Source organism: Levilactobacillus humaensis (genome assembly GCF_024345185.1).
GTDB lineage: Bacteria > Bacillota > Bacilli > Lactobacillales > Lactobacillaceae > Levilactobacillus > Levilactobacillus humaensis.
On record NZ_BROB01000019.1, the window covers coordinates 35330 to 61579 of the forward strand.

Genomic DNA, 26250 nt, shown 5'->3' on the forward strand with positions numbered 1-26250 from the left:
GACAGTCCTCCTTAAGAAATCAGTACTTTCTTCGGTTCCAGTCGGAGAATCCCACCGGAAGCGATCATGATCGACAGGAAGGTAATGGCTAAACCAAAACCACCGAGTTCGGCCAGGTCAACGGCACTCACCGCAATTTCTAAATTAGGATCCTTGGTCTTGGTACTTGTGGCCTGCATATTGCCCGGACCACCAGAGCCACCCTTAGTCCCACCGGGTTGACCACTGCCACCCGGTTGACCGGATGTAGTGCTCGTGGTCGTCTGGGTTGTGGTACTCTGTGAGACTAGCTGTGAACCCAGTTGATTACCGACAAATTTCCCGCCGGCACCCGCAATCGCAATGGCCACCACGATCACCATCAACATTTCCGTAAAGAACTGGGCGACAATCTTCCAACGCGCCTCACCGAGGGATAAGAGCACCCCGATTTCAAAGCGACGTTCGCGAATCATCAGGATGACAATCAAAGCCAAGATGATGGTTCCGGCGATGGCAACCAACCAGACGATCTTGTTGGCAAAACCTTCCACGTTATCCATGGACGCCTTGACGGACTGGTAGCTGGCATCATCGGTACTCAGGGAATACTTACTGCTGATCAGCTTGTTGCCAGCCTTCTTGGTGGCGCTGACCTTGGCCGGATTGGTCACGTTAAAGGTAACGGAATCGGCCGTGCCCGCATACTTACTCCCCTTAATGGTGTTGGCCAGGGTGTATGAGGCGTAGATCGTGTTCGACGGATCGGTACTCATTGGCCCAGCACTAGCGGAACTGGTCGAGCTGGCCTTGTAAATCCCAACAATTTTAACTTTCACCGTAGCCTTATCGCCACTGGTTTCCTTGAACGTCATGGTATCGCCGACCGTCAGATTATTCTGGCTAGCCAGTTCCTTCTCGATAACCACATTGTTCGTATTCTTGTCACTCGCGGTGATCCCGCGACCCTTGGTAATCTTACTTTGGCTATCGCTAAAGGTTGTGGTCAAACTCGTGGCGGTTACCCCATCAATCTGGGTATCACCGGAACTCGTGGATGACTTCATTCCACCCGGGCCACCACTGTTACCACCCATACCGGTGGTCGTCGAGACCGTATCGTAGGACTTGGCATTTGCCGAGGTACTACTCGTCACGTTATAGTTCTTGATATTGCTGAGCTTGGCAATCTTCGTCGCATCGCTCAATTTCACCGGCGTCAGCGTCAGCTTCGGTCGGCTCGTCTTACTACTGGAACTACTACTGCTCTGACTCATCTTCTTAAACGCTGCCTGTCGATTGGCCGACAGGGTCATGGTGGCACCGGCATCATTCTTAGCCGTCTCGGTCGCCTTGACCGCCGCACTACGAATCAGTAGCCCCGCCAACACAAACATTAAAATCGCGGACGATACCAGGATCAGTAAGATTGACCGCCCTTTCTTCGCCCAAATATTTAACCAGGCTCGTTTGAAAAAATTCATGCGAGTCGCCTCCATTCATAACATGTGATCGATTATGGCAAACCGGGCTTATCGCAAACCTAAAACCCGAACTTGGACGACTTCTAATCGCAGACTAAAAAACGACGGCATCCCGCAGGATACCGCCGTTTCAACGCGTTTCTAAAATTGATCGATCTGTTAATAAAACGTTAAGGCTCACCCAACTTATCTTCGGGCGGGAAGACGTCTGGATAGAGCGCCGAATATTCCTGATACCACTCGAAGGCGGTGGTCACCAACACCTTGAGCACAGCAAAACCTGGTACCCCAAAGATGACCCCGATCAGGCCAAACATCTTACCACTGGCCAGCAAGACAAAGACGATGGTAATCGGATGCATGGCCAGACTGTTTCCCATAATCAGGGGTGACAAGACCTGCGTCTCCAAGACCCATTCAATCAGGTAGACAATCACGACACCCAGTAGCATTGAGGGACTCGTCACCACCCCCATGATAATCGCTGGGACCAGCGCAATCGCCGACCCAAAGTAAGGAATCAAGTTCAGTGGTCCCGCGATGAGTCCAATCAGGATCGCATAGGGCAAACCAATAATTGAATAGCCCGTGGTAAAGATGATCATGACACATAACGCCACGGTGAGTTGGCCTCGCACATAGGAACTAACCTTGGCATTCATCTTGTCGAGCATGATCACAAAGCGTTCCCGATAGGCCGTTGGGACCACCTGACTGATGTAGTGCGGGAAACGTGACCCATCCTTCAACATGAAGAAGAGCACCATTGGCGCCGTGATAATCGTGATAATCCAGTCGCTCACGGTCGTTACCACATTCCCCAGCGAGCTCAAGGTCCCCGTCAGAATATTCCAACCCCGTTGGGAAAAATACGTCGTCACCCGGTGGTTAACTTCAGCGAGATTAGCTGCCGACACCCAGTGATGCTTATGATTCATCGTGCTGAGCTTTCGCATCACGTCATTGGCAAACTGCGGCAACGCCGCGATAATCCCCGTCGTCTGCTTCGTGAGAAAGGGAATCAACATCAGGAAGATCACGACGATAATAGCAATCGTCACCAGCATGGCGATCGTAATCGCCAGACCTTCCTTTAACTTCAACCGGCGTTCCATAAAATGAACGAACGGATCGAGGACGTAATACAGGATCCCCGCCACCACGATCGCCGGCGCCGTGATGCCGATAAACTTCCAAACCGGATCCAACAGACCGGCGTTTTGGACGAGCTCATTGACCACTAATAAAAGCAAAAAAATATTTAGCAATAATATTGTAATATGATTGTTTAAAAACCGTTGGTAGAACCAGGAAAATCCCGACTCTGGCTGTCGCAGTTTATTCAAAACGACCCCTCCCAAAATTGGCTTACTCCTAGTTTACGGCTCAATGGCGGCCGTGACTAGCCCGAATCGCGAATTCTTCCACATCTCTCATTCTGAAATTAATGAAAGTCCGATAGGACTTGATCCTAACTCTTAGATTTTATCTTGAACCTTGTCTTTGTCCGAGTCGCCTACGGCCACCAGACGCCACCCCGTGAGGCAGACCTGAAGCCAAAGAGCGGTCTTCAGGGCAACCTTGAACATCGAAGACCACGAGTTTCAAAGTTGGCCGTGCTCTAAGCCGAGACAAAACCTCGGCTAAGACCACCGACACGGGGTTCTGTCTGGTGTCCTCCGGCTGGGATTGATGGCATTTTCTGACACCGAGCGTTCCATGATAATATCCAATCACCAATCATGGCTGACACTTTTGGCAAGTCATGGCCAGCCATTAGCGCCGGATCAGCGTTCTGAACCACCTGTTCCAGAAAAAGCGCAGACTACTCGTATGAAATACTAGCCAGTCCTCTCATGAATTCCAACAAGCCATTCCGATAGTTTTAGCCGCAGGTGTCCAGGGATGAAACCCCGTGTCGAGGCTGTTTGGTCGGTGGTCTGCCGGCCTTACAGCCTGGGACGACTTTAAGACTCACGGGTTTTGTGGGGCTTAAAGCGAGGATGAAGACCGCTCCTCAGGCTTTACCCGGGCCCCAACAGGGTGGAATCCCTGGCCACCTGCGGCGGTCCAATTTCAGAATAAGAAAAAAGCACTGTCCGAAGACAATGCTTTTAATAAACTAGTCTTTCGTGTTCTGGGCCACCTTAACTGTGGTATCGGCCGCTTGGCCTTTGACGGTGTAAGTTTGCTTGCCATCTTGCCAGGTCACCGTATTGTCCTTGTCATCATCGCTCTTGCTGTAGACCGTGACCGCCCCGGTATCCGCGCTCTTAGGCAGGCTACTCTTGCTCAATTGCTGATTGACTTGCTTGGCAAATTGGGTTGGGGTTCCCGTCTGATCGGCGTTACTGGTAACCGCCGTGACCGACCAATCCCCCTTGGTCCAATGGACGTAGGTATGGCCCATGACGCCTTGAACCACGGCACTCGTCGATTTGTTCAACTTGACCGTTTCACCGTCAGCATTACCGACGTAATCCACCTGATCCTTGGCCGTAGCACTCGTGCCATAGGTCTTCTTTTGGAGGGTCGTGGACTGATCGCCAGTACTCTGATCTGTGTACTTAACCGTGTAATTCTGCTTGGTTCCGCTAGCCGTAGTGGCCGTCACCTTAGTCCCATCAACGGATGCCGAATTCGGCGCCACCGTCTGACCCGTGGAACTGACATCGTTAGCCGCATGCATTTGAAGTACACTGCCTGAACCCAGTGCCAGCACCGCCAAAGCCGCCGTAACGGCCGTAATTAATTTTGTTTTACGTTGCATCTTTATCCAACCTCTCTCCGCTTATTTATCGACGTGACCATGCAATGCCGTGACGTAATTTCCATTGGTTAAGACGTAGTAACGGGAACCTGTCGACCGCTTTTTAATCGCCGTGACATTAAGTGTGGTGCCCTTCTTATACGACTTAACGCGACTCGCCTTGGTCATCGACGTCTTATTGTAAGCATAGATCTTTTGCTTGGTGGTAACCGTCTTTGAAGAATTCATACTTTCAAAATAGGCATGGTTTAACCGGGCTAAATTGGCGGTAATGTACCCCTTGTCGGTCTTGATCCGGTAGGACTTACCATCCGGTGCCTTGACGACCTTACCCGCAACCTGCGTCCCGTTCTTGTACTTCTGCCCCGTCTTCTTGGTCAGGCTAGAATCAGAATAAATATTCACATTATCGTGTAAATTGAAGGACCCATGTTGACCGACCCAATAGCCAGTAACGTCTTGGGACAGGACCCATTGACCCAATTCCTTAATATACAATTCTTGTTTAGAATTCGACATGGTCAGTGGTTTAACATCAGAAATCGTGTAAAATTTCTGCCGATCGGACGTGTCGATCTTCGTGCGGTCAACGTACTTGGAAGCCCCTTTATGTAGATAAACGTGCTGCCCGGTTCGGAAACTACTGTACGAATACGTGTGCGCTAAGGCCGTCGTTACTCCATCCGTCCACCAACTAATTGGGTGCACCGACGTTTCGGCGCGACTATTATCCGTGGCCTCACCTAATGAAGACAGGTAGTTACTATCTGTGTACTGCCACAGTGCAAAGGAAATCGTTGGCGTATAAGAATAGTTAGCGATCCACTGGGCATCGAATTTAGTCCGGGCACTATTAGCGTAAGTTGTCGCGAATGATTGGTAAGAATAGAAGATTAATTTCTTACCGGTCAGTGAACTCATTTCATCATACCAGGCCTTAACGGCGGCGTTCGTGGTCCCCGACGTCACATCATTTTCTTCGAAATCCAGCGCGTAGAACTTGGCATTCTTGTTCGACCGATTGTAGAAATTCTTGGCTTCCGTCTTGGCACTCGCCGCACTGGTAAAGGTGGCGTAATCATACTCCCCAAACGGAATTCCATACTTCGCATAGAGCGAGGTATTGTTAGCGGCATACTTATCCACGTAGGATGACCCGTATTGCCGCCGGTTGATGACAAATGACACCTGACTCTTCAAATTTGAAACCTGCGTTGACGTTAACTTCCCCTGCCATTCGGAAATATCTGGAATGGCGAGCGTGCTGGCACTGGCGACGGTCTGACCGCCCCAGGCGATTCCAACGAGGGCACTGGCGGCAACCGCTGCTTGGGTTAACCGCTTGGCCCAACGATGATTAGTTGACATAATTGGCACTTCCCTACTTAAATTTGGTGTGCCCTACTCCTAAAAACTGGTGTTGATGCTTCCCCGACACCGAAATCTCCCCGACGCTTTTGCTCACCACCTCACGCTTAAATTCATCTTTAAGGATAGGCTTCTTAAATGTGCATTCGATAACAGCAGGATTTCAGTTTCATTACCGCATTTTACAATTATATTTATTACAGGAACGCTGTTAAATCAACGATGGTAGTGATTATCCGGTTTAAAAATGATTAGCTGGTTTAATAGGAAAAGTAGTCATATTGGCGAGATGGTGAATTACTTATCAGGTAATCTACGGCCTTTTTGACAAATCATGACAATTAGCACTTTTCAATCAGTGTTGTTCGTAAATCACGAACAATAGTGTTTTGCAGCCTGTCAGTGACTAATAACAGATGGGCCAAAACAAAGTCCAATTATAAGTGAATTTATAGATTGGTCACTTTACTTTCTATCGTTAGGCTTCCTAGCTAAATATACGAATTATTATAATTTGTTCCCGTTGATTGTTCAGGATAATTCCCGTATGATAACTCTAACAGCTTTTACTCACATTTAGGAGGTTATCTTATGCGCCGTGCCCTACTCAGTGTTGCCGACAAGACTGGCATTGTCGACTTTGCTCACACGTTGATTGCCAATGACTTTGAACTGGTTTCTACCGGCGGGACGCAAGCCGTTCTGGCCGATGCCGACATCCCCGTGATTCCCATTGAAGACGTCACTCAATTTCCAGAAATGTTAGACGGCCGCGTTAAGACCCTCAATCCACGGGTGTTCGGCGGGATTCTCGCTAAACGAGACGATCCTAATCACCAACAAACGTTGGCCGAACATGCAATTACCCCAATCGACCTGGTCTGCGTCAACCTCTATCCCTTTGCCGAGACCATCAGTCAACCAGATGTCACGCTAGCCGCGGCGGTTGAACAGATTGATATCGGTGGCCCAAGCCTCATCCGAGCCGCCGCCAAAAACTATCGGGATGTTCTCGTGGTCTGCGATGTCGCCGATTACGATCAGGTCGGACAGGCCTTAGTGGCCCACAGCGATACCTTGACATTTAGAAAGCATCTGGCCGCCAAGGTCTTCCACCACACGGCCCACTATGACGCCGTGATCGCGACCTACTTGACGGACGAAGCCAAGCCCGATACCCTGACCCTCACCTACAAACGCAAGGAAGCCCTGCGCTATGGCGAGAACCCGCAGCAGACGGCCACTTTCTACCAAGACTGCCAGCCGTCTCCGTTCTCTATCGCCGCGGCTAAACAACTTCACGGCAAGCCGCTGTCCTTCAACAACATCAAGGACGCCGACGCCGCGCTAGGCCTTATTCGTGAATTCAGCGACCCGACCGTCGTGGCTTTAAAGCATATGAACCCGTGTGGAATTGGAACCGACGATGTGCTCGAACACGCTTGGGACAAATGCTACGCCGCCGACTCCATGTCGATCTTTGGTGGCATCATTGTCCTCAATCGGCCGGTCGATTTGGCAACTGCCAAGAAGATGCATCAGCTCTTCTTGGAAATCATCATTGCGCCAGCCTTCGACAATGATGCCTACGATGTGTTGGCGAAGAAGAAAAATCTGCGGCTGTTGACGGTCGACTTCAGCGCGGCCAACGATCCCGAGCCTGACGAGTTGGTCAGCGTTCGCGGTGGCCTCCTGCGCCAGGAACGTGACGAAATCATCGACGATCCGGCAACCTTTCAGACCGTCAGCAATGCTCAGCCGACGCCGGAACAACTCGCAGCCATTGCGTTTGGCTTAAAGGCAATTAAGTTCGTCAAGAGTAACGCCATCGTCGTCAACACCATCGACCAGACCTTAGGTATTGGGCCCGGACAAATGAATCGGATCGACGCCTTAAAGATTGCGGTGGCTAAGGCCGAAGAGAAACCGAATTACGATCGCTCCGTGCTAGTTTCCGACGCCTTCTTCCCTATGGCCGACTGCGTTCAATACGCCGCCGAACATGGGATTCGCGTCATTGCGGAACCCGGTGGTAGCATCCGTGATCAGGCTTCCATCGACATGGCCAACGAACACAGTGTGGCGTTGGTCTTCACGAATCATCGTCACTTCAGACATTAAAACACACACACCTAAGCGCATGGCGGTTTCATCGTTTGGAACTGCCATGCGCCTTTTCTGTCGATTGCTTTATTTAACGTTAACCAGAACACTTTCACTGATATCGAGAAAGTACTTGAGACCCATTAGTAACTTGCCGAAGAAAGTCGTTTAATTCGAGCGCAATTTACCCCATAATGGGATTATCCAGTTATCATCGACTCAGAATAAGTTGTTCGAACTTAGATTTACTGGGGGAGTTGATCTGAATGAAAACACTAACTGCACCACGGCTGACCTTAGTTGTGCCGTGTTATAACGAAGAACCAATGTTACCCAAGAGCGCACCGGTTTTAAGCGCCATTCTGCATCGCCTCATGGATAGCAACCAGATTGCCACTGACAGTAAGATTCTCTTTGTCGATGATGGCAGCCGCGACCATACCTGGGCCATCATTACGCAACTCCGACAGGCAGACACCCTGTTTACCGGACTGAAATTCAGCCGCAACTTCGGTCAAGAAGCCGCGCTGATGGCAGGGATGCAAGTTGCCCATCCCTTCTCTGATCTCATTATCACCATCGATGCCGATCTGCAAGATGACCCGCGGGTCATCGACGCGATGGTTCAACAAGCCAGGGAAGGCTTCGATATCGTCTATGGCGTCCGCAATGACCGGTCTACCGATACCTGGTTCAAGCGCACCACGGCCGAGGCTTTTTACTGGACCATGGGCAAGCTCGGTGTCGAACTAGTTCCGGATCACTCTGACTTCCGCCTACTCAGCCACCGGGCAGTCACCGCACTGATGACCTACACTGAGTCTGCGCCCTTTATCCGGGGAATCATCCCCAAGCTGGGTTTTCCCAGCACGAAGCTCTATTACAAGCGCCAGCCACGGACGGCGGGAACCTCGAAATACCCACTCAAGCGCATGCTGCGTTTCGCGTTAAGTGGCATCTTCTCGCTATCCCTGGCACCACTGCGGGCCATCATGTACCTGGGCTTCACCATCTGTGCCGCCGCAACAATTGCCCTGTTATGGCTGTTAGGCCTGCATCTAAATGGTCTCACCACCAGCAGTGCGCTTCTGACCTCACTATGGCTACTCGGTGGCCTGCAACTGATCGGCCTGGGCGTCATTGGCCAATACGTCGGTCAGATTCTCAGAGAAACGCAACACCGACCGCATTTCATCATCCAAACGGAAACCTTTTCTACGGCATTCCTAGCCGCACCGCTCACGGTGACACCACACCACGAGCATCAATCTGTTAACTAAGGAGGGACCTCTCATGACCACACGCCAACGCTTAACGACTGGCTTAGTCGGCCTCATCAGTTTGACTCTGTTTCTGACCGGCGTGTTGGCTGGTGTGTCTCCTGTTGCCTTTCGTACCGATCACAACTGGCTGAGCCCACTGGTCATCCTCTTAGGAGCCGGGGTCTATCTCGGCATCATCGGTCTACTCTTTCGCTGGTTTCACCGCCGCACCGCGACTCAGCACCGCTGGCTCAGCTGGGGACTCTGGGGAGTCCTCCTGGCCATTCAACTCTTTGTCGCCTTCAATTGGGTCAGTGCCCCGCGAGCCGACCTCTACTTCGTTCACCAGCAGGCCTTAACGTTGCTTCACGGTCACGCTGACTGGTCGACTTACTTCTACACCTATCCTAATAACATCAACTTCACCTTGGTCTTGACCGGCCTCATGAAGGTCGCCCAACTATTCGGAACCACCCTCAGTGGCATCGATCTCAACCTCATCCAATTTGCTTGGCTGGATTGTGGTCTGCTGGCCCTCTGGTGTGTTCTGCGACGCCGCAGCATTGCTCGTGGACACCTCTTTTTGGTGATCATCATGGGTACGGTACCTCTCTATGCTTACGCGCTCAACACGTATAGCGACCTCGCCGTGTTGCCAATTGGCCTGCTTGTCCTGGCCGGTTTATCAAACCTATTGCGCGCAACTACGTGGCCGAAACGGTTGGGCTGGACCCTCTTCGTTGGCGTCTTTCTCACCTTTGCCATCCTCATGAAGGCCAACTTTATTGTCCTAGCCATTGCCGTTATCTTAGGTCTCTGGCTGGTCAATAATGCCAGTCCCCGGCCTTGGCTAGCTCGGACTGGCATCACGGTGCTCTTGATCGCCATACTCGGCGCCGGTATCGGGGGCAGCCATGCTGTTCAACGCGCTGCTGGCTACCAAGAAGATCCATCGTTAGCTCTGCCAGCAACCAGTTGGATCGCCATGAGCTGGAACCCGACGACGCACGGTGAATACAGTCGTCCTGACGTGGATTCTATTCGTGATGAACCCACCGCCGCTCGCAAACAAGCCTTGGCCAAGAAACATTTGGAGGAGTCCTGGCACACGCTGGGCATTGGCGGGGTTATTTATCACCTCGTTAAAAAAACGAAACTCTTCTTGGCCACGGGAACCTTCGATGCCTTTCAGATTACGGCGGACTTCGAGCAAGCCCCTAACTGGTACCGACAACATCGCAACACGGTTGAATGGTTCCTGGCCAATTGGAGCCAGATCAACTACCTCGCGCTCCTCATCGTCTCCTGTGGTTGGGGAGTCCAGCAGATCCGTCGTCGCCGACTGAGCGCGATTTATCTTATCGGGGGCCTCTTTGTTATCGGCCTGATTTGCTTTCACGTCATCTTCTGGGAAACCGAGGAACGCTACGCCCTGCCAATTCTGCCCCTTCTAATAGCTGGAACCGCGGCGGGCTATCGCCAACCGCTGAACCTCCTGCGTTGGTCAACCCGTAGTCGGTGGATTCCGTTGGGGATGGCCCTGGCCTTCAGTGGCCTCATTTTGGTCAGTGCTTGGCAGAACTACGGGCTCACCACAACCCCCGTCGACAATCCCATCTACGTGATCAATCAAAATGAGGGGCGCTACTTCCAGAACCACCACTTCAAACTCAAACCAGGTCAGAGCCTCACCCAACCACTGACAGCCCCAATTGCCTTTGACCGGCTCTCAATCGATCCGACCTTCCCGTTCCGTGGCCAAATTTCCCTGCGTAACGACCAAGGTCGCATCGTCTGGCACACACTCGAGCCGGATCCGCTCATCCAGCTCAAACAGGACCTGCCGGTTCAACCCGCGGGTCACTACCGCCTGACGATCACCAATCTTCAACCGACTCCGGTTAAATTCGTGACGGTTCCAGCGACGTACCCCGTTCTGCCAGAACCAATCGTCGGCCACCCCGACCAGTATCTACGCTTCCACCTAACGCAACGAAACGTGGCGCCCGTCATCGATCGGGGCCAATTCTGGTTAATCCTGGGAACCGTCTGGCTCGGCGGCTTGCTGATTATCGATCGGTTCTACTGGTATCGTCGACAGATCTAACAATTTCTAACAAATGACTTGCCCTCGAGTGGCTCGAAGGTCCTACAATGGATCCAGATGAGTTAATCCAAAGGAGCTAATAATTTGAAAGAAGTTAATCAACAAACCTTGACTGGTGAACGGGCCTTATTCCAAGGTCACGATCTCCACATTACCAACAGTATTTTCGTCGACGGTGAATCTCCCCTCAAGCACGGGAAGAATCTCGCTATTGACCACACCATTTTCAAGTACAAATATCCCTTGTGGTACACCGATCACACCCAACTGGATCACACGACCTGGCAGCCAGATGCCCACGCTGGCGCTTGGTATGCCAAGGATATGACGATGGCTCACAGTATGATTCGGGCCACCAAGACCTTCCGGCACGCCCAGAACCTTCACTTAGACGACGTGACCTTCGCCGATGCTGGCGAAACCCTCTGGTGGTGTGACGATCTCCACTTGGACAACGTCACCGCTACCGGAGACTACTTCGGAATGAACAGTACCAACGTGGTCGTAAACAACTTGAAGGTCAACGGGAACTACGCCTTTGACGGGAGTAAGAACGTCGAGGTTCACAACTCAACCTTCATCACCCACGATGCCTTCTGGAATTGTGACAACGTCACGATCTACGATTCAACCATCATCGGGGAATACCTCGCTTGGAATACGAAGAATATCACCTTCGTTAACTGTTGGTTGGAAAGTGAACAAGGGCTGTGTTACGTAGATCACCTGACCATGCGCAACTGTTCGCTGGTCAACACCAACTTGTCCTTTGAATACTGTTCCGATATCGATGCCACGATCAACACGACCATCGACAGCGTGAAGAACCCGATTAACGGCCACATCTCGGCCCCAGCTATTGGCGATATCATCTTTGACGATCCCGCCATCGATCGGCGTCAGACCACCATTACCACCGAGGAGGCCACCCATGAGCCATAACTTTTCTGAAATGGTCGATCGGCGTCATACCAACTCCGTGAAATGGGACGTGGCTGACAATGAACTGCCGATGTGGGTTGCCGACATGGACTTTCGCACCGCACCTGGCATTGTCGCCGCGATTCAAAAGAAGGCTGCCACCTGGATTTTCGGTTACGAAGAAGTCCCGCAAGCCTACTTTGACGCCGTGCAACATTGGCTGACTACGGAACACAACTGGACGCCCCAGACAGACTGGATGCGCTTTGTTACCGGTGTCGTTCCCGCTATCTCCTCGGCCGTGCGCCGTGTGAGTCACGTGGGTGACAATGTTCTGGTTCAGGCGCCCGTTTACAATATCTTCTATAACTCCATCGTGAACAACGGCCGCCACGTCCTTTCTAGTGACCTCCACTACGCCGATGGCCAATACAGTATCGACTGGGACAACCTGGCCACTAAGATGGCGGATCCGTTAACCAGCATGATGATTCTCTGTAACCCGCACAACCCGGTCGGTAAGATTTGGACGCCGGACGAGTTGCGCCGAATCGGCGAACTAGCCGCGACCAACCACGTCACCGTCTTCTCCGACGAAATCCATGGCGACATCACCACGCCTGGCAAGGGTTACACACCTTTTGCCTCGGCAAGTGACACCTGTGCCGCCGTTAGCATCACGGCCGTTTCGCCCAGCAAAACCTTTAACGTTGCGGCCTTACACGCCGCAACCCTGATCATCCCCGATGAGAACCGCCGCAACGTGGTGGACCGCGGCATCAACACCGATGAATTAGCTGAACCCAACGCCTTTGCCATCGATGGTAGTATCGCGGCCTACACCACCGGTGCCGACTGGGTTCACGACTTAAACCGCCAGATTACCGCTAACCGCCAAGCCGTCACCGCGTTCGTGCAGGAAAATCTGCCTGAACTTCACGTCATTGCCGGCGATGCCACCTATCTGGTTTGGATCGATTGTCGTGACGTCACGACGGACACTCAGGCCCTCTGCCAAGTTATTCGGCAGACGACCGGCCTCTTCATTACCGCCGGTGCCGTTTACGGTGGCAACGGCCACGACTTTGTCCGTATCAATGTGGCCTGTCCCGCCGAACGACTCGCAGATGGTTTAGACCGACTCAAGCGCGGTCTACAAGCCTTCCGTCAACAAAATAACTAATAAAAAACCAGCGATTTCGGTCGCTGGTTTTTAAATTTCCCCAACTTTCCACCCGCTTAGCGGTCAGCTAGCGAAATCATTTGTCGGTCCCCTGATATACTCGACCTAGGATTGAACATTCTGATATCGAGGGGGAGTCACTATGCCACAAATCAACCTTGCCGACGCACAAGACGTCTTTCGTGATGCCGGCAAAAACGTGTTATTTACCACTTTTCTCATCGACCGAAAAGACCGCATCAAGGCCCGTGAGGCCATGGCTTGTTTCGCCGATCGCCTAGGGGCCACCGAACGCAGCTTAAACGTTCGCTATCCACAGGCCGATCTCCGCGTGGCGTTTGGCTTGGGGGCCAGCGCCTGGCAACTTCTATTTCCAACCGTTCGACCACCGAAAGAACTCGTCGAATTTCAACCGGTGGTCGGGCCCAAGTACACGGCACCCGCCACGCCGGGCGATCTCTTCTTGCATATCCGGGCCAATGATATGGCCATCGTCTACGAAGTCGCCGCCGAACTCCGCGAATTTCTCCGTAGCTGGACCAGCGTCGTCGATGAGACGGTCGGCTTCCGCTACTTTGAAGGTCGCGCCATCATTGGGTTCGTCGACGGTACTGAGAATCCGTCAGGACCCGAGGCACCGGACTACGCCATCATTGGCGACGAGGACCCCGATTTCATCAACGGGTCCTACGCCTTTGCCCAGAAGTACACCCACAACCTGGATGCCTGGAACAATCTGGCCACCGAGGACCAGGAGCGAGCCATCGGTCGTCACAAGTTCAGTGACCAGGAACTCTACGATGATGACAAACTTCCCAACGCCCACAACCTGGCCTCCCAAGACAACGATGACGGTGTGGAACACAAGATTGTCCGCATGAACGTACCGTATGGCGACCCGAGTCGCGGCGTGGCCGGTACCTACTTTATCGGCTATGCCCGCCACTTCACTGTTACGCAACGTATGCTGGAGAATATGTTTAGCCAAAGCGACCGGTTGCTGGACTTCAGTACGCCGATCACAGGAAATGCCTTCTTCATCCCCGCACGGTCGCTACTGGCCCGTATCGCGGATGGGGATCTCTTCCCGGTAGACTATCCGGACGAATAGCGCCCTTTAAATGCTAAAAATCCCGGAAACTTTCCATTCACTTGGAAACGGTCCCGGAATTTTTGGTTTACTGTATATGTTTCCCGGCCTGCCGCGACTTTAACCGATCATGACCAGTTAGGCAGTTCAGCACCTGATGTGAAATAAAAATAATTATCGCGGAACCGGGCATTATTAAACAATTGCGAGCGCATACAAAAGTCGCCGGGAGATTGACGTTTCGGGCTTATGAGGGTATGTTAGTGGGGTTAATACTAACGAATAAATCAAATTGGTGGGTGTGACTTTTGGTCAGATCATCAATTAATCTATCCCCATAAGGAGTTGACTCACATTGGATGAAGCCGAGAGAGAAAGTGGCCCGTGGCGTCGTAATCTACGGGTTCTTTGGTTCTGTACGTTTGTTGCCGGCATGGCTTTCAGTGAAATCATGCCGTTTTTGTCATTATATATTAGTAGCTTAGGTGACTACACCAAATCCCAGGTCACCATGTACAGTGGCCTAGTTTACGCCGCCGACTTCTTTGTCAGCGCCATCGCATCCCCACTTTGGGGCATGGTCGCCGACCGTAAAGGCCGTAAGCTCATGTTACTGCGGGCCTCATTGGGGACGGCGTTTGCCATGGCCCTGATGGGTTTCGCCACCAGCGTCTGGCAATTGGTGGCCTTGCGGGCGCTACAAGGGGTCTTCGCCGGGTTCATTTCTAATGCCCAGGCCCTCGTGGCCTCCCAGACGCCGCGGAAACACTCCGGGGCTTCGCTGAGTACCCTGATGACCGGAGTGACCAGTGGGATGTTGCTGGGACCCGTGATTGGTGGGGTCTTGGCGCAGATTTTCTCCATTCGCCTGACCTTCTTCATCACGGCGCTACTCCTGCTGTCGACCTTCTTTCTGAGTTGGATCTTCGTGGAAGAAAAGTTCAAGCCGGTAGCTCCTGCCACCAGTACCGACGGCCACAAGAGTCACAATCCGTTGGCGGCCTTCCCGAATCCAAAATTGATTCTGGTTCTGTTGAGTTCGACGTTAATCGTGCAATTTGGGAATATTTCCATTTCCCCTATCATCAGTCTCTATGTCAAGGAACTCATGCATAACGTGGGCCCCATCACCGTGGTTGCCGGAATTATCGCGGCCCTGCCAGGGGTTTCCAATATTTTTGCCTCCCCACGCCTCGGGCGTTACGGGGATAAGCACGGGTCCGGACGGGTCCTCATCTTCGGCTATATTTTTGCCACACTGATGTACCTGCCCCAAGGGTTCGTCACCAGCGTCTGGATGTTGGGGATCTTGCGCTTCATGATCGGGATTTCCGATGGGGCGCTGTTCCCAGAAATCCAAACGCTCCTGACCAAAAACTCACCAGTCGAGCTCACCTCCACCGTCTTCAGTTGGAACCAATCCTTCCAATCGATCGGTAACATGATGGGTTCTCTGCTAGGTGGCTGGATCGCCGGGGTCTTCAACTACAACGCGGTCTTCATCTCCACGGCGATGTTGATGCTGATTAACCTCGGGCTAGTCTGGTGGTTGGTTCCGGAAATCCGGAAGCCTCAGGCTCAGGTGGCGGACTAGGCTCAGTCGTTGTTGGTGCCCCCCGGTTGGTTCCGTAGAGGCTAGCCTTGATGAAAATAATGAAGCACTGACATACCAACAATATAAAAAACACATGCTTACTCAACCAATCCTTAATTGGACTGATTGGGTAGGCATTTTTTATGGGCGTAAACAATATCGGTTTCAATACTCCACCTGCGCCAACCGGTAGTTATGAAGAATCGAGTCCATTCATAAAGCCTTATCGAACCCGAGGATTCATCTTATGTTACGATTGAAACGCTTACAAACATGTATTATAGTAATAGTCAAGGCAAGAAAGTATTTAAAAATACGTAGATTTGGGGATGTCAAAAGATGCGTCATAAATTTATTGCATCATTGCTAGTTTTAGGGAGCTTAGGATTAGGAACCACCACACTCAGCAATGCCTCGGCACAGGCAGCTAGTTGGCACAAAGGAGCACCCAAGATTACCCGTGGTACGTGGGCAGATAAAGATGCGCTAAAGGGAAGAATGGGTGCCGTTTTATGGATCTCTAAAAACAAATTAGTTTTTTGTGACAACGATCCGCACTTGTCTCATTTACGGTACAAAAAGGTCGGCCACCGTCGCTATAAGTTCAGAGGCTATGAGTTTGAAGCAAAGAAAAACCAATCGACGCCAACCATGCACTTTGTTAGCAAACACCATGTGACATTCAAAGACTTTGGAATTCGGTATAACCTTTATAAGTAAAAGTAAACTACCAACCCATTTATTAAGTTCGACACAACAATACTTCTGGCCAGTTTCAAATATTACTGATAGCAATAGTCAAGATGAGGAGATCTAGAAAATATGAACAAAAAGATTATGTTAATGGTGGGGTTATTGGCACTCCCTTTAAGCACAGTCGCCCTGAATTCTAACCCTGAACCAGCACAAGCCAAAATTCACTATGTCCACACGCCTAAAGCCTTACGAGGCCATTACCATGGGATGTTAACCAAAGAGCATTGGAATGGAAAAACATATTATTCGGGTGAAACAATTGTCGTTACAAAGAAGTACATTTCAACTGGCATGCTACAAAGCGATACCTATCCCGACCGGCCCGTAAAAGTAAAAACACTTAAAAAGTACACCAATGGCAAACTTTACAAAATCAAACTTAAAGATTGCATCGGCAAAGGCTACACGACGGACTATATTGCCCATTTTAAGGAAGATGGCCACTACTATATAATACTGGGATACAGCTACAAACAATTTAAGAAAAATGTGAAGAGTGGTAATGGTACTTTCGTCCACGCCAAAGTTCCAGGAATTGGATACAACTATATTTAACTAATCTCCAGCCACCTATCAAGGAACCAACAGTCCCATATCTTTTTAATTCATGCACCATGCAAAAAGCCCGCTCACAACCAGTGAACGGGCTTTTCCCTATTATCCAGCTAACCCAGATACCAACGGCTGACTGCTAGGTACTACCATCGGCAGGCCTAGTAGTGCTCGCACGCTGCCGAGTCCGGTCACCAGATCGGCGACGGGCAGGTCAATCAGCGCGCGTTGGGCGGTACGTAACTCACCTGGAAGTTCTTCGATGTCATCGGTACGGCTGACCACAACACGTGACGCGCCAGTGGCTTTAGCTGCCGTGACAATGGTCTGTGTTACGGCGACGAGGCGAATCGTTGGCACCAAGGCCACGACGGCATCCTGGTCCAACATGGCGGCACTCAGACCACCTTCGTCAATCTGTTCTCCGGTTAGACCGGCAACGTTAGCGGGTAACGTCACGTCGCTCGGGGTATAGACGGTCAAATTGACCGAATTCAGGTCGCTCAGCTGGCGAATAAAGGCTTGCCCGGACGAATCCAGGGCACCTACGATTAAGATATTTTTCAAAGGTGATCTTCCTCTCTTTTTGATTATGTTCATTATTATAAGGGGTTATAGTAGGTCGAAGGCAAGCCCTCATTTGAAAAAAGTTTTGGCCAATTCACGCGACTACAGTCCCGCGTGATTAGGCCATTCTTATCCACCATCTGGCTAAATATGTTATGCTTAAATAGATAAAATCCCCAGATAACGGTCATCCGGTCGCTAAACCCCTTGCCGTTAAGGGATCGCTGGCCATATAGGCCTTGCGACTATCAACACTAGCAATAGTCTTCATTTGGAAAAACTATTGCTTTCATGTACAATGGATAGCAACTAAATTCGCTAGTCTCACAATCAAATACGACCGGTCTCCAGGTTGCCCGCCGTGCGTGCGCCACCTTGGCACACCGATCGTTATTTCTTTTCCCGGGGATCGCTCGGGCGCAACACCACTATACAGGAGGTTAATCTATGCTACTTTCAATGGAACATTTAAACAAAGAATATCCCAATGGCAAACTCGCCGTTGACGACTTCAACTTACAAGTCGATCGCGGCGAATTTATTTGTTTTATTGGGACGTCTGGTTCCGGAAAGACGACCACAATGCGGATGATCAACCGCATGTTAAATCAAACGTCAGGAACCATCAAAATCAACGGGAAAGACATCGCCAAGATGGACCCCGTCAAGCTGCGGCGCTCGATCGGCTACGTGATTCAAAACGTCGGTCTGATGCCCCACATGACCATCAAGGAAAATATTGAAATCGTACCTAAGTTGTTGGGCTGGTCCAAAGAAAAACGGGCCAAACAGGCGGTCAAGATGATTGACCTTGCCCAACTTCCCCAAGAAATGTTGAACCGTTACCCCGGGGAACTCTCCGGTGGGCAACAACAACGGATCGGGGTTGTGCGGGCCTTAGCTGCCGACCAGGACATCATCCTCATGGACGAACCCTTCGGTGCCTTGGACCCTATCACCCGTGAATCCTTACAAGAGCTGGTCAAGCGGCTCCAAGAAGATCTGGGCAAGACCTTTATTTTCGTGACCCATGACATGGATGAAGCCCTCCACCTCGCCACTCGCGTGGTCATCATGAGCCACGGGAAGCAGGTTCAGGTCGACACACCCAATAATATTCTGCGGCACCCTGCCAACGAGTTCGTCACCAATTTAATTGGGGAAGAACGCCTGATCAGAGCGCAACCAAATATTCTCTCCGTTAGTCAAATTATGTTAAAGAACCCCGTTGCCATCACACCAGACAAAACGTTGGACGACGCCATTGATCTGATGCATAGCCGGCGGGTTGATACGTTGCTGGTCACCGATACTGACGGCGTGCTCGAGGGCTACGTCGATCTGGATGACATCAACCGGATCACGGACGCCACCACCCCCGTCAGCCGGTTCACTAATCGCGAGGTCTTCTACGTTCAAGCCAGTTCGCTGATCGGCGACACCGTCGATCGTATTTTGAAACAGGGGGTTAAAAACGTCCCCGTTGTCGATGCCAAGAAACACTTGGTTGGGATCGTCACGCGGACGGCCTTAGTCGACATCGTCTACGATGCCTTACGCGGGGCACCGGCAACCGATGAGGAACCAGCCTCACCAATCAACGCCGACATCCACGCTGCCGCAACTCATGAAGGGGGCGAATCATCACAATGATTCACTTTCTGCAAACTTATGGGATGCAATTAATCAGTAAGACCGGTCAACACCTCTACATCTCGGCCGCCGCGCTGGGACTTGGGGTCATCGTGGCTGTTCCCTTGGGGATTCTGCTCACGCGGATGAAGCACGGGGCCAACGCCGTGATTACCCTGGCCGGGGTGCTGCAAACCATCCCCGCCATGGCACTGTTAGCCATGATGATTCCCATCTTTGGGATCGGGTCCACGCCAGCCATTGTCGCCCTATTTATCTACTCGTTACTGCCGATTTTACGGAATACGTATCTCGGGATGGAGGGGGTCTCCCCTGCCGTCCGTGACGCCGCTAAGGGGATGGGGATGACCTGGTGGCAATCCATGGTGCGCGCCGAGATTCCGCTGGCCGCGCCCGTCATCATGTCCGGCATTCGGCTCTCCGCGACCTACGTCATTGCGTGGGCCACGCTGGCTTCCTACATCGGTGCCGGTGGCTTGGGTGACTTCATTTTCAACGGGTTAAATCTATATCGTTCCGACCTGATCTTAGGCGGATCGATCCCCGTTATCATCCTGGCACTGGTGGTCGACTACCTCTTGGGTAGACTGGAAGCGACCGTAACCCCACGCGAATTACGATAGGAGGTCCGTCATGCGAAAACACTTACGTCGATGGCTAGCCGGACTTCTGTTAGTCATTTTGATCATACCAATGAGTGGCTGTAGCCTGCCCGGGTTGGCTGGTTCCGGTGACAATACCGTTCGGATTGCCGCGCAGAATACCACCGAGCAACAGATCATGGCCTACATGATTCAAGGCATGATTAGCCACTACACCAATTTAGATTCAACCATTATTAATAATTTGGGATCTGGAAATGTCAGCTTCAACGCCCTCAAAAACGGCAACGCCGACATCTCCTCTATCCGGTTCTACGGCACCGATTTGACCACCGTTCTGGACGAAAAATTCGAACGGGATCCCTCGACCGTAAAGTCGACGGTCACCAAGGCCTTCGAGGATCGTTACCATATGACCTACTTTGAGTCCTATGGGTTCGCCGATACCTACGCCTGGATGGTCAAGCAGAGTTATGCCAAGAAACACCATCTGGAAAATGTCAGTGACTTGAAGAAGCTCGCCCCAACCATGAAGGTCGGGATTGACCAAATCTGGCAAAACCGTCCCGGTGACGGTTACCCCGCTTTCCAAAAGGACTACGGGTTTAGCTTTGGCACCGTTTACCCGATGCAACTGGGATTACTCTACGATGCCTTGGCCTCCGACAAGATGGACGCCGTGCTGGGTTACTCCACTGACGGCCGGGTCGGCAGCTACAATTTGAAGTTGTTAAAGGATGACAAGGACTTCTTCCCACCATACGATGGGAGTCCAGTTGCCACCGATGCCATCTTGAAGAAACACCCCGAACTCAAACCCGTCATCAACCGGATGGTGGGTAAGATTTCACTGAAGACCATGCAACAGCTGAACTACCAGGTCGACGATCAACTCCAAGAACCACAGACCGTGGCCAAGGCCTATCTGAAACAACACCACTACTTTGAAGGGGGGAACTAGGCATGAAAGACATGGGCTTATTCAGTCAGTTAATTTACTATTTTTCACATAACGGCATGTACGTCCTCAATCAATTCAACCTGACGTTCCTCGTTTCAATCTATGGGGTCTTGTTCGGGGCCATTGTGGGGATTCCAATTGGGATCTGGATTTCACAGAACCGCAAGCTCTCCCCAATTATCATTGGGATTGCCAATGTGATTCAAACCATTCCTTCCCTGGCGATGTTATCCATCTTGATGTTGGGATTAGGACTCGGGCAGAACACGGTGATTGCCACCGTCTTCCTGTACTCCCTATTGCCCATCATCAAGAACACCTACACGGGAATGCTCAGTGTTGATCCCGACGTCTTGGATGCCGGGAAAGGCATGGGGATGACGCGGTTTCAGGTCATGAAGACCATTCGGATTCCGTTGTCACTATCCGTGATCATCGCTGGGATTCGAAATGCCCTGGTCTTGGGCATTGGGATTACCGTGATTGGGTCCTTTATTGGGTCCGGTGGTCTGGGGGACATTATCGTCCGCGGGACCAACGCCACCAATGGTGGGGCCATCATCCTGGCCGGTGCCTTACCGACTGCCTTAATGGCAATCATCACCGACCTCGTGCTGTCCTTTATTGAAAAACGATTAACGCCAAAGACTTCTTCGGAATCTTAAAGGCCGTTAGGCCGGCTCTTCGGTTCTTAAACTTAGGTTTGAGTAAGATTGGCCGCCTGCGGCTGCCAGGGATTACGCCTGCTGTGGGGACGCTTCAGCCTGAGAACCGGGCTTCTCGCTCGATTTGAAGCCACGAAGACTACGTGTCTTCAAAGTCGCCCGTAGTGTAAGGCCGAGAAGAACACTCGGTCTAACACTACCGCCACGGCCGGCTCCATCCCTGGCCTCCTCCGGCTAAGACTGGTCCTTCAAGTCAACGCTGGTGTTCGAAACTGCCAACCTTTGGCGCTTTCAATCAACAAAACTGAACAATTTAAATGAGGGTCGAGACGTCTGGTCTCGACCCTTTTCTAGTGGCTTTAAGTCTGCAAAGGAACACGTCTGGAAGTGATCCGATCACTCTGAAGGATGATCCCAACTCTTCGTTACCAACAACGCTAGGTCTACTTCCAAATTCCGATTAATAATTGGGTAGTCCTGTTCAGACCATTCAATTTGATAAACTCCAATAAACTGCTTCACTTCTGGCAAAGCTGGATCTAAGCCTGGAGGGGGTCTGATAGGAGGCTCAGCCGTGTCGTTTTCGTTAGCTGAGTGGTCTTCTCAGGTTACGAAAAGGCCGAGCTTTGAGACCGCCCTTCGGGCTCAAAGTCGCGCCCACCGCGTTCCAGCCTCCTAGCAGACCCCCGGAAGGCGATGGCTAAAACCTATTTGATTCAAAACCAAAATACAAGATCTTAGAACCATTTGCCCTGCGGTCAAAGGAAACAAGATAAGGATGCCGCATCCTCATGACCGGAGATGTTTGGTATACTGTAAACAAAATCTATGAAAGCGAGGCCTTCCTCGTGACTCGATCTAAACAAGCTGGGATGGACTTCTCGGTGGGGACCCTTAATTTTCTGGCCAACGTCGGTATCATTCTTCCCTACCTCCTCATCCTAGCCCGGTTCCAACAAACCCAAAGTACCACCTATCTGATCGCCCTAGTGGCTTTCTACGTCTCTCGCGCCGCCAGTATCTTCTACACCAAGCGGCTTCACCTGCGGGCTTCTACTTATCTCATTTTGAGTCTGACGCTGGGCGCTGCCGGCAGCCTGATTTTTGCCTTTACCGCGCATCTTGGCTGGCTCATCATCGGGAGTTTTCTATGGGGGTACAGCGCCGCTACCATTTGGCCGTACTTTCTCACGGTAAAACTGCACCTGACGAACCTGACCAACTTTAAAATGAAACGCATCTACTGGCTAATCTTTGCCGGACTGGGTGTAATTGCGGCGATCGACATCGTCACCAAGTTCAACTACACCCTGACATTCGCCCTGCTGGGCCTGCTCTACCTAGTTGCGCTACCTGGCGGGATGATGCTTCAGAACGTCACTCGCGGGCTCTACGACGACCTCCCATGGCAGATTAAACCCCTTAAACAAGGCTGGCGCTGGGCACTATCTTTGGTGTTCTTCGCCGTCATGGGAGTCCTGACCACCTTACGTAAGGCCACGGTTCACTTGCCAACTTGGTTGACGCTCACCATCATCGGAATTGCCCTAATCATCCTGATCGTCGAATTACGTTTTGACTGGCACGTGTTGCCCCAATACAAGCTACGGCTGTTGAGCCGGGGATTTCTCGTGAGTCTCGTGCTCCTCTTTAACAGTTTCTTCGCCTACTTTTACCTCGGGAAGAATGGGATGTACGTTGTCTTTGCCATTTACCTATTGGGACTCGAGACCGGCTATCCCCTGTATCATCGCCTGGGTCGCGGCAAAGATTTCCGATCTCGTGATTTTAGCCTGATCGGGGTGGTCGTGGGACAAGTCCTGTTGCTAATCCCCTGGATTGGCTCATATTTGCTCGGTATGCTCCTGATCACCCTCTACGTGGGTTACGACAACCCCACCATCAACGCGACCCTCTACGGCCTCGAGACGGTCGATAGCGACAGCGCCATGGTTCACAAATATCGCTTCTCAACCTATGGCGGCCTGCTCTGCCAGCTGAGCATCTTCGGCCTACTGGTCGCGCTGAGTGCCGCCGCGCACCGGCCATTACTGGCCTTCTTTAATCCGCAGACGACTGGTCACTTCGCCCTGTACTTCTATGGACTGAGCTGCCCCCTCGTCGTCATCTCGCTGTTACTGACCCTGGGAACCATCTGGGTACGACCTCGAAAATAAATCATTTCTGCCAACGTCGAGTCTGTACTCGGCGTTTTTTTCTGGTTTCAAAATGGCTGAGGATCCTATAACCATGGGATTATCGCCGCTTATAAATTAATTTATAGTGTGAATTTGTTTACTCCGTTACCCCCACATGGTATGGTCTAGCTGACCATCATGAAGGCCCTTAATCGTGATGACTAGCCACTAAATAGTTTTGCTAATGTAACCGCTTACCATAAGATTTAAGGAGGACCCACCATGCTTCATAACCCCCACTTACGTTGGATCGGCCTATTCTGTGCTGTCTTAGGCGTCACCACGCTAACCACCGCGCCAGCCCTGGCCGACCGCCACACCTCGTCGGCCAACCGAACCGTCGAGGTTGCCGACAACCTCACCATCCGCGAGGCCTTTAGCCACGACCCCCAGCTGATGGCAGACGTGCTCGACTCGCAGTACCTCGCCAAGCGCCTGACCCCCGAGGATTCACTGGCTGACTTGCGCCGTATCGCCTACAGCCTGACGATCCACATTCACCACCCCATCACGGATTACCAGGACCTGCTTCAGCTAAAAGGAGTTGTTAACCGCCTAGTCATCCGTGATCAAACCAATCTCTCCGGTGCCAATTTGAAATTAATCCTGGGCATCTTCCCCGTCGACGACGCGGCCAATCCCAACTGGATGCTCAATAACATCGATGCCTTGGCCCTGGTCAATGACGGCCTCGACAATGCCGACTTCGCCACAATTGTGGCCTTCCTGAAGTCGATCCCCAAGCCCGTTGATGCGCCAACACCCCCTGACTTCGACTGGACGGCCATTTCGAGTCTGAACCTCTCCAATAACAACATCACCGATTTGTCCCTGGTTAAACAAATCTACCAGTTCGATAACCCCAAGACCAATCAGGTCAACTTCTTTACGGCCTGGGGTCAGCACCACCCCTCGACCAAACGACTGCCGACCGCCACGGTGACCGACCACACCATCGCCATCGACCCCAAGGTCACCCAAGAGTATCAGCTCGATAAGCTTAACCGCTACACCACCAATAGCCTCTTCTTCAACTTTTCCCGGAAGAGTAGCTTCTATTACCGCATCTTCCAAGACGACCTCGATGGCACGGAAACGCTGGCCAGTGACGATCCCGAGAAGATTGTCGATGGCATCACAACCCTTCCCGACGAGGGCGTCTACCCCGCCTATGGCAGTCGAAATCTTACCGTCGACGGCCACCTGCTCGGCAACGGCCGGTTCTATAATTCCCTGAGCTACGCCTTTCCCGAGTTCCAACCGTTGGCTGAGCCCGAGGACATGGATAAGCTCTCTGACCTCTATACCAACGCTGGCTTTACCCTAACTGAGCCGCTGTCCGCCGACACCTACGTCGTTAAGGTTCCGGACGGCGCCGACGCGGTACGCTTCCGCACGATGTATTTGAATATGTATAGTACCGCGCAGACCGGCTATACCCAAGACTACGAGATTCCCTTGAAATGGACCTCGTCATCCTCCTCATCGAGTTCAAGTTCTAGTTCCGGATCATCCAGCTCGAGTTCCAGTGATTCCAGTTCAAGTTCATCGAGTTCTGGTGGGGGTGGCGGGGGTATCACGCCTAAGGGTGCCGCGGTCTATGGGCTGAAGAAGATCGGTCTCTACAACGACACCAATTTTACGAAAAAGGCCCGCCTACATTTCTACCAGAAACAGCCGCGCATCAACCGCCCCATGTTTCGGGTGACCGGCTATGCCAAGTCTTCTCAGGGGCGGCTGCGCTACCTGGTCAAAGACGTCAACCACCACTCCAAGACGGCGGGTAAGACCGGCTACATCACCGCCAGTCCCAAGTACGTGGGGCCCGTCTACTACCGGCAGGTCGCCAAGACCATCACGGTCATCAATCCCCAAGGCATCAATGCCTACCGGAAGAAGAACCTGACGGGTAAGGTCACCCACTACCGCCAGGGCCAAGTGATCAAGGTGAAGCGGTTGGTCAGTCACAACCTGACGACGCGTTACGTCCTGACAAACGGGCGCTACATCACCGCCAATAAGAAACTCATCCGTAATGGCCGTCATCCCCAGGCCAAACGGATCGTCACCAAGACTGGCATCAACCGTTACCGCGATCGCAACCTGCGGCATCGCCAGCGCCACTACCGGCGGGGAACCGTCCTCACCGTGACCGGCTGGGACTACAGTGATTCCGGTAAGTTGCGCTACCGGGTTAAGGGCGGTGGGTACGTTACTGGAAACCGCCAGCTGGTACGGATTGTAAAATAGGAAATTTATCTCCAGCCGGGTTCTACTGATGCTAATTCGAATAATGGGTCGCGACGAAGACTATCGTGGCGACCTTTTTTGGCGTAAAAAAAGCACAATCCACTTCTGGATGTACTAGTCCCTGTCAAGTTGACAGTTGAAATAATATAATTTTTAGTGTTACTTAAGCGGCCTCATCGCGGTAT

At 51.8% G+C, this 26250-nt stretch carries 20 protein-coding genes; 15 read left to right on the forward strand and 5 right to left on the reverse strand.

The window, feature by feature from the left end; genetic code table 11:
* Nucleotides 1–11: 11 nt before the first annotated feature.
* The 4 genes from OCU14_RS07515 to OCU14_RS07530 all read right to left on the reverse strand — a co-directional run bounded on the left by OCU14_RS07515 (nt 12) and on the right by OCU14_RS07530 (nt 5601).
* Nucleotides 12–1463, reverse strand: coding sequence for an ABC transporter permease (locus OCU14_RS07515; RefSeq protein ID WP_261810483.1), 1452 nt, complete (start codon nt 1461–1463; stop codon nt 12–14).
* 170 nt (nt 1464–1633) lie between these two features.
* Nucleotides 1634–2809 (reverse strand): AI-2E family transporter, encoded by a 1176-nt coding sequence (locus OCU14_RS07520; protein ID WP_261810484.1) that lies wholly within the window; start codon nt 2807–2809, stop codon nt 1634–1636.
* 776 nt (nt 2810–3585) lie between these two features.
* Nucleotides 3586–4233, reverse strand: coding sequence for a hypothetical protein (locus OCU14_RS07525; RefSeq protein ID WP_261810485.1), 648 nt, complete (start codon nt 4231–4233; stop codon nt 3586–3588).
* A 21-nt stretch (nt 4234–4254) separates the two neighbouring features.
* Nucleotides 4255–5601, reverse strand: coding sequence for a GH25 family lysozyme (locus OCU14_RS07530; RefSeq protein WP_261810486.1), 1347 nt, complete (start codon nt 5599–5601; stop codon nt 4255–4257).
* Between the two features lie 591 nt (nt 5602–6192).
* Here OCU14_RS07530 and purH point away from each other — a divergent pair.
* From purH to OCU14_RS07575, 9 genes are all read left to right on the forward strand, one after another.
* Complete coding sequence (gene purH, locus OCU14_RS07535) at nt 6193–7722, forward strand: bifunctional phosphoribosylaminoimidazolecarboxamide formyltransferase/IMP cyclohydrolase (protein WP_261810487.1); 1530 nt, start codon at nt 6193–6195, stop codon at nt 7720–7722.
* A 248-nt stretch (nt 7723–7970) separates the two neighbouring features.
* On the forward strand, nt 7971–8984 hold the full coding sequence (locus tag OCU14_RS07540) for a glycosyltransferase family 2 protein (RefSeq protein WP_261810488.1): 1014 nt from the start codon (nt 7971–7973) through the stop codon (nt 8982–8984).
* A 13-nt stretch (nt 8985–8997) separates the two neighbouring features.
* Complete coding sequence (locus OCU14_RS07545) at nt 8998–11073, forward strand: glycosyltransferase-like membrane protein (RefSeq protein WP_261810489.1); 2076 nt, start codon at nt 8998–9000, stop codon at nt 11071–11073.
* Nucleotides 11074–11157: 84 nt separating this feature from the next.
* On the forward strand, nt 11158–12015 hold the full coding sequence (locus tag OCU14_RS07550; RefSeq protein ID WP_261810490.1) for a DUF3737 family protein: 858 nt from the start codon (nt 11158–11160) through the stop codon (nt 12013–12015).
* On the forward strand, nt 12005–13177 hold the full coding sequence (locus tag OCU14_RS07555; protein WP_261810491.1) for a MalY/PatB family protein: 1173 nt from the start codon (nt 12005–12007) through the stop codon (nt 13175–13177). The genes OCU14_RS07550 and OCU14_RS07555 overlap by 11 nt, the downstream gene beginning before the upstream one ends.
* 142 nt (nt 13178–13319) lie before the next feature.
* On the forward strand, nt 13320–14288 hold the full coding sequence (locus tag OCU14_RS07560) for a Dyp-type peroxidase (RefSeq protein ID WP_261810492.1): 969 nt from the start codon (nt 13320–13322) through the stop codon (nt 14286–14288).
* Between the two features lie 334 nt (nt 14289–14622).
* A complete protein-coding gene (locus tag OCU14_RS07565) occupies nt 14623–15861 on the forward strand; it encodes an MFS transporter (RefSeq protein ID WP_261810493.1) in 1239 nt (412 codons plus the stop codon).
* A 339-nt stretch (nt 15862–16200) separates the two neighbouring features.
* A complete protein-coding gene (locus OCU14_RS07570; protein ID WP_261810494.1) occupies nt 16201–16581 on the forward strand; it encodes a hypothetical protein in 381 nt (126 codons plus the stop codon).
* Between the two features lie 102 nt (nt 16582–16683).
* Nucleotides 16684–17172, forward strand: a complete 489-nt coding sequence (locus tag OCU14_RS07575) for a hypothetical protein (protein WP_261810495.1) — start codon at nt 16684–16686, stop codon at nt 17170–17172.
* 102 nt (nt 17173–17274) lie between these two features.
* On the opposite strand, the gene OCU14_RS07580 is transcribed toward OCU14_RS07575, so the two are convergent.
* Entirely contained in the window at nt 17275–17736 is a 462-nt protein-coding gene (locus OCU14_RS07580; RefSeq protein WP_261810496.1) for a Rossmann-fold NAD(P)-binding domain-containing protein, read from the reverse strand.
* Nucleotides 17737–18183: 447 nt separating this feature from the next.
* Between OCU14_RS07580 and OCU14_RS07585 the strand changes: the two genes are divergently transcribed.
* From OCU14_RS07585 to OCU14_RS07610, 6 genes are all read left to right on the forward strand, one after another.
* Nucleotides 18184–19389 (forward strand): betaine/proline/choline family ABC transporter ATP-binding protein, encoded by a 1206-nt coding sequence (locus OCU14_RS07585; RefSeq protein WP_261810497.1) that lies wholly within the window; start codon nt 18184–18186, stop codon nt 19387–19389.
* Nucleotides 19386–20012: an ABC transporter permease gene (locus OCU14_RS07590; RefSeq protein WP_261810498.1), complete on the forward strand. Its 627-nt coding sequence runs from the start codon at nt 19386–19388 to the stop codon at nt 20010–20012. Before OCU14_RS07585 ends, OCU14_RS07590 begins: the two co-directional genes overlap by 4 nt.
* 10 nt (nt 20013–20022) lie before the next feature.
* On the forward strand, nt 20023–20952 hold the full coding sequence (locus OCU14_RS07595; RefSeq protein ID WP_261810499.1) for an osmoprotectant ABC transporter substrate-binding protein: 930 nt from the start codon (nt 20023–20025) through the stop codon (nt 20950–20952).
* Between the two features lie 2 nt (nt 20953–20954).
* Nucleotides 20955–21617, forward strand: coding sequence for an ABC transporter permease (locus OCU14_RS07600; protein ID WP_309296925.1), 663 nt, complete (start codon nt 20955–20957; stop codon nt 21615–21617).
* An 848-nt stretch (nt 21618–22465) separates the two neighbouring features.
* Complete coding sequence (locus tag OCU14_RS07605) at nt 22466–23794, forward strand: hypothetical protein (protein WP_261810500.1); 1329 nt, start codon at nt 22466–22468, stop codon at nt 23792–23794.
* A gap of 243 nt (nt 23795–24037) precedes the next feature.
* The gene (locus OCU14_RS07610) at nt 24038–26065 is read left to right on the forward strand and encodes a DUF5776 domain-containing protein (protein WP_261810501.1); all 2028 of its coding nucleotides are present in this window, start codon (nt 24038–24040) and stop codon (nt 26063–26065) included.
* Nucleotides 26066–26250 lie beyond the last annotated feature (185 nt).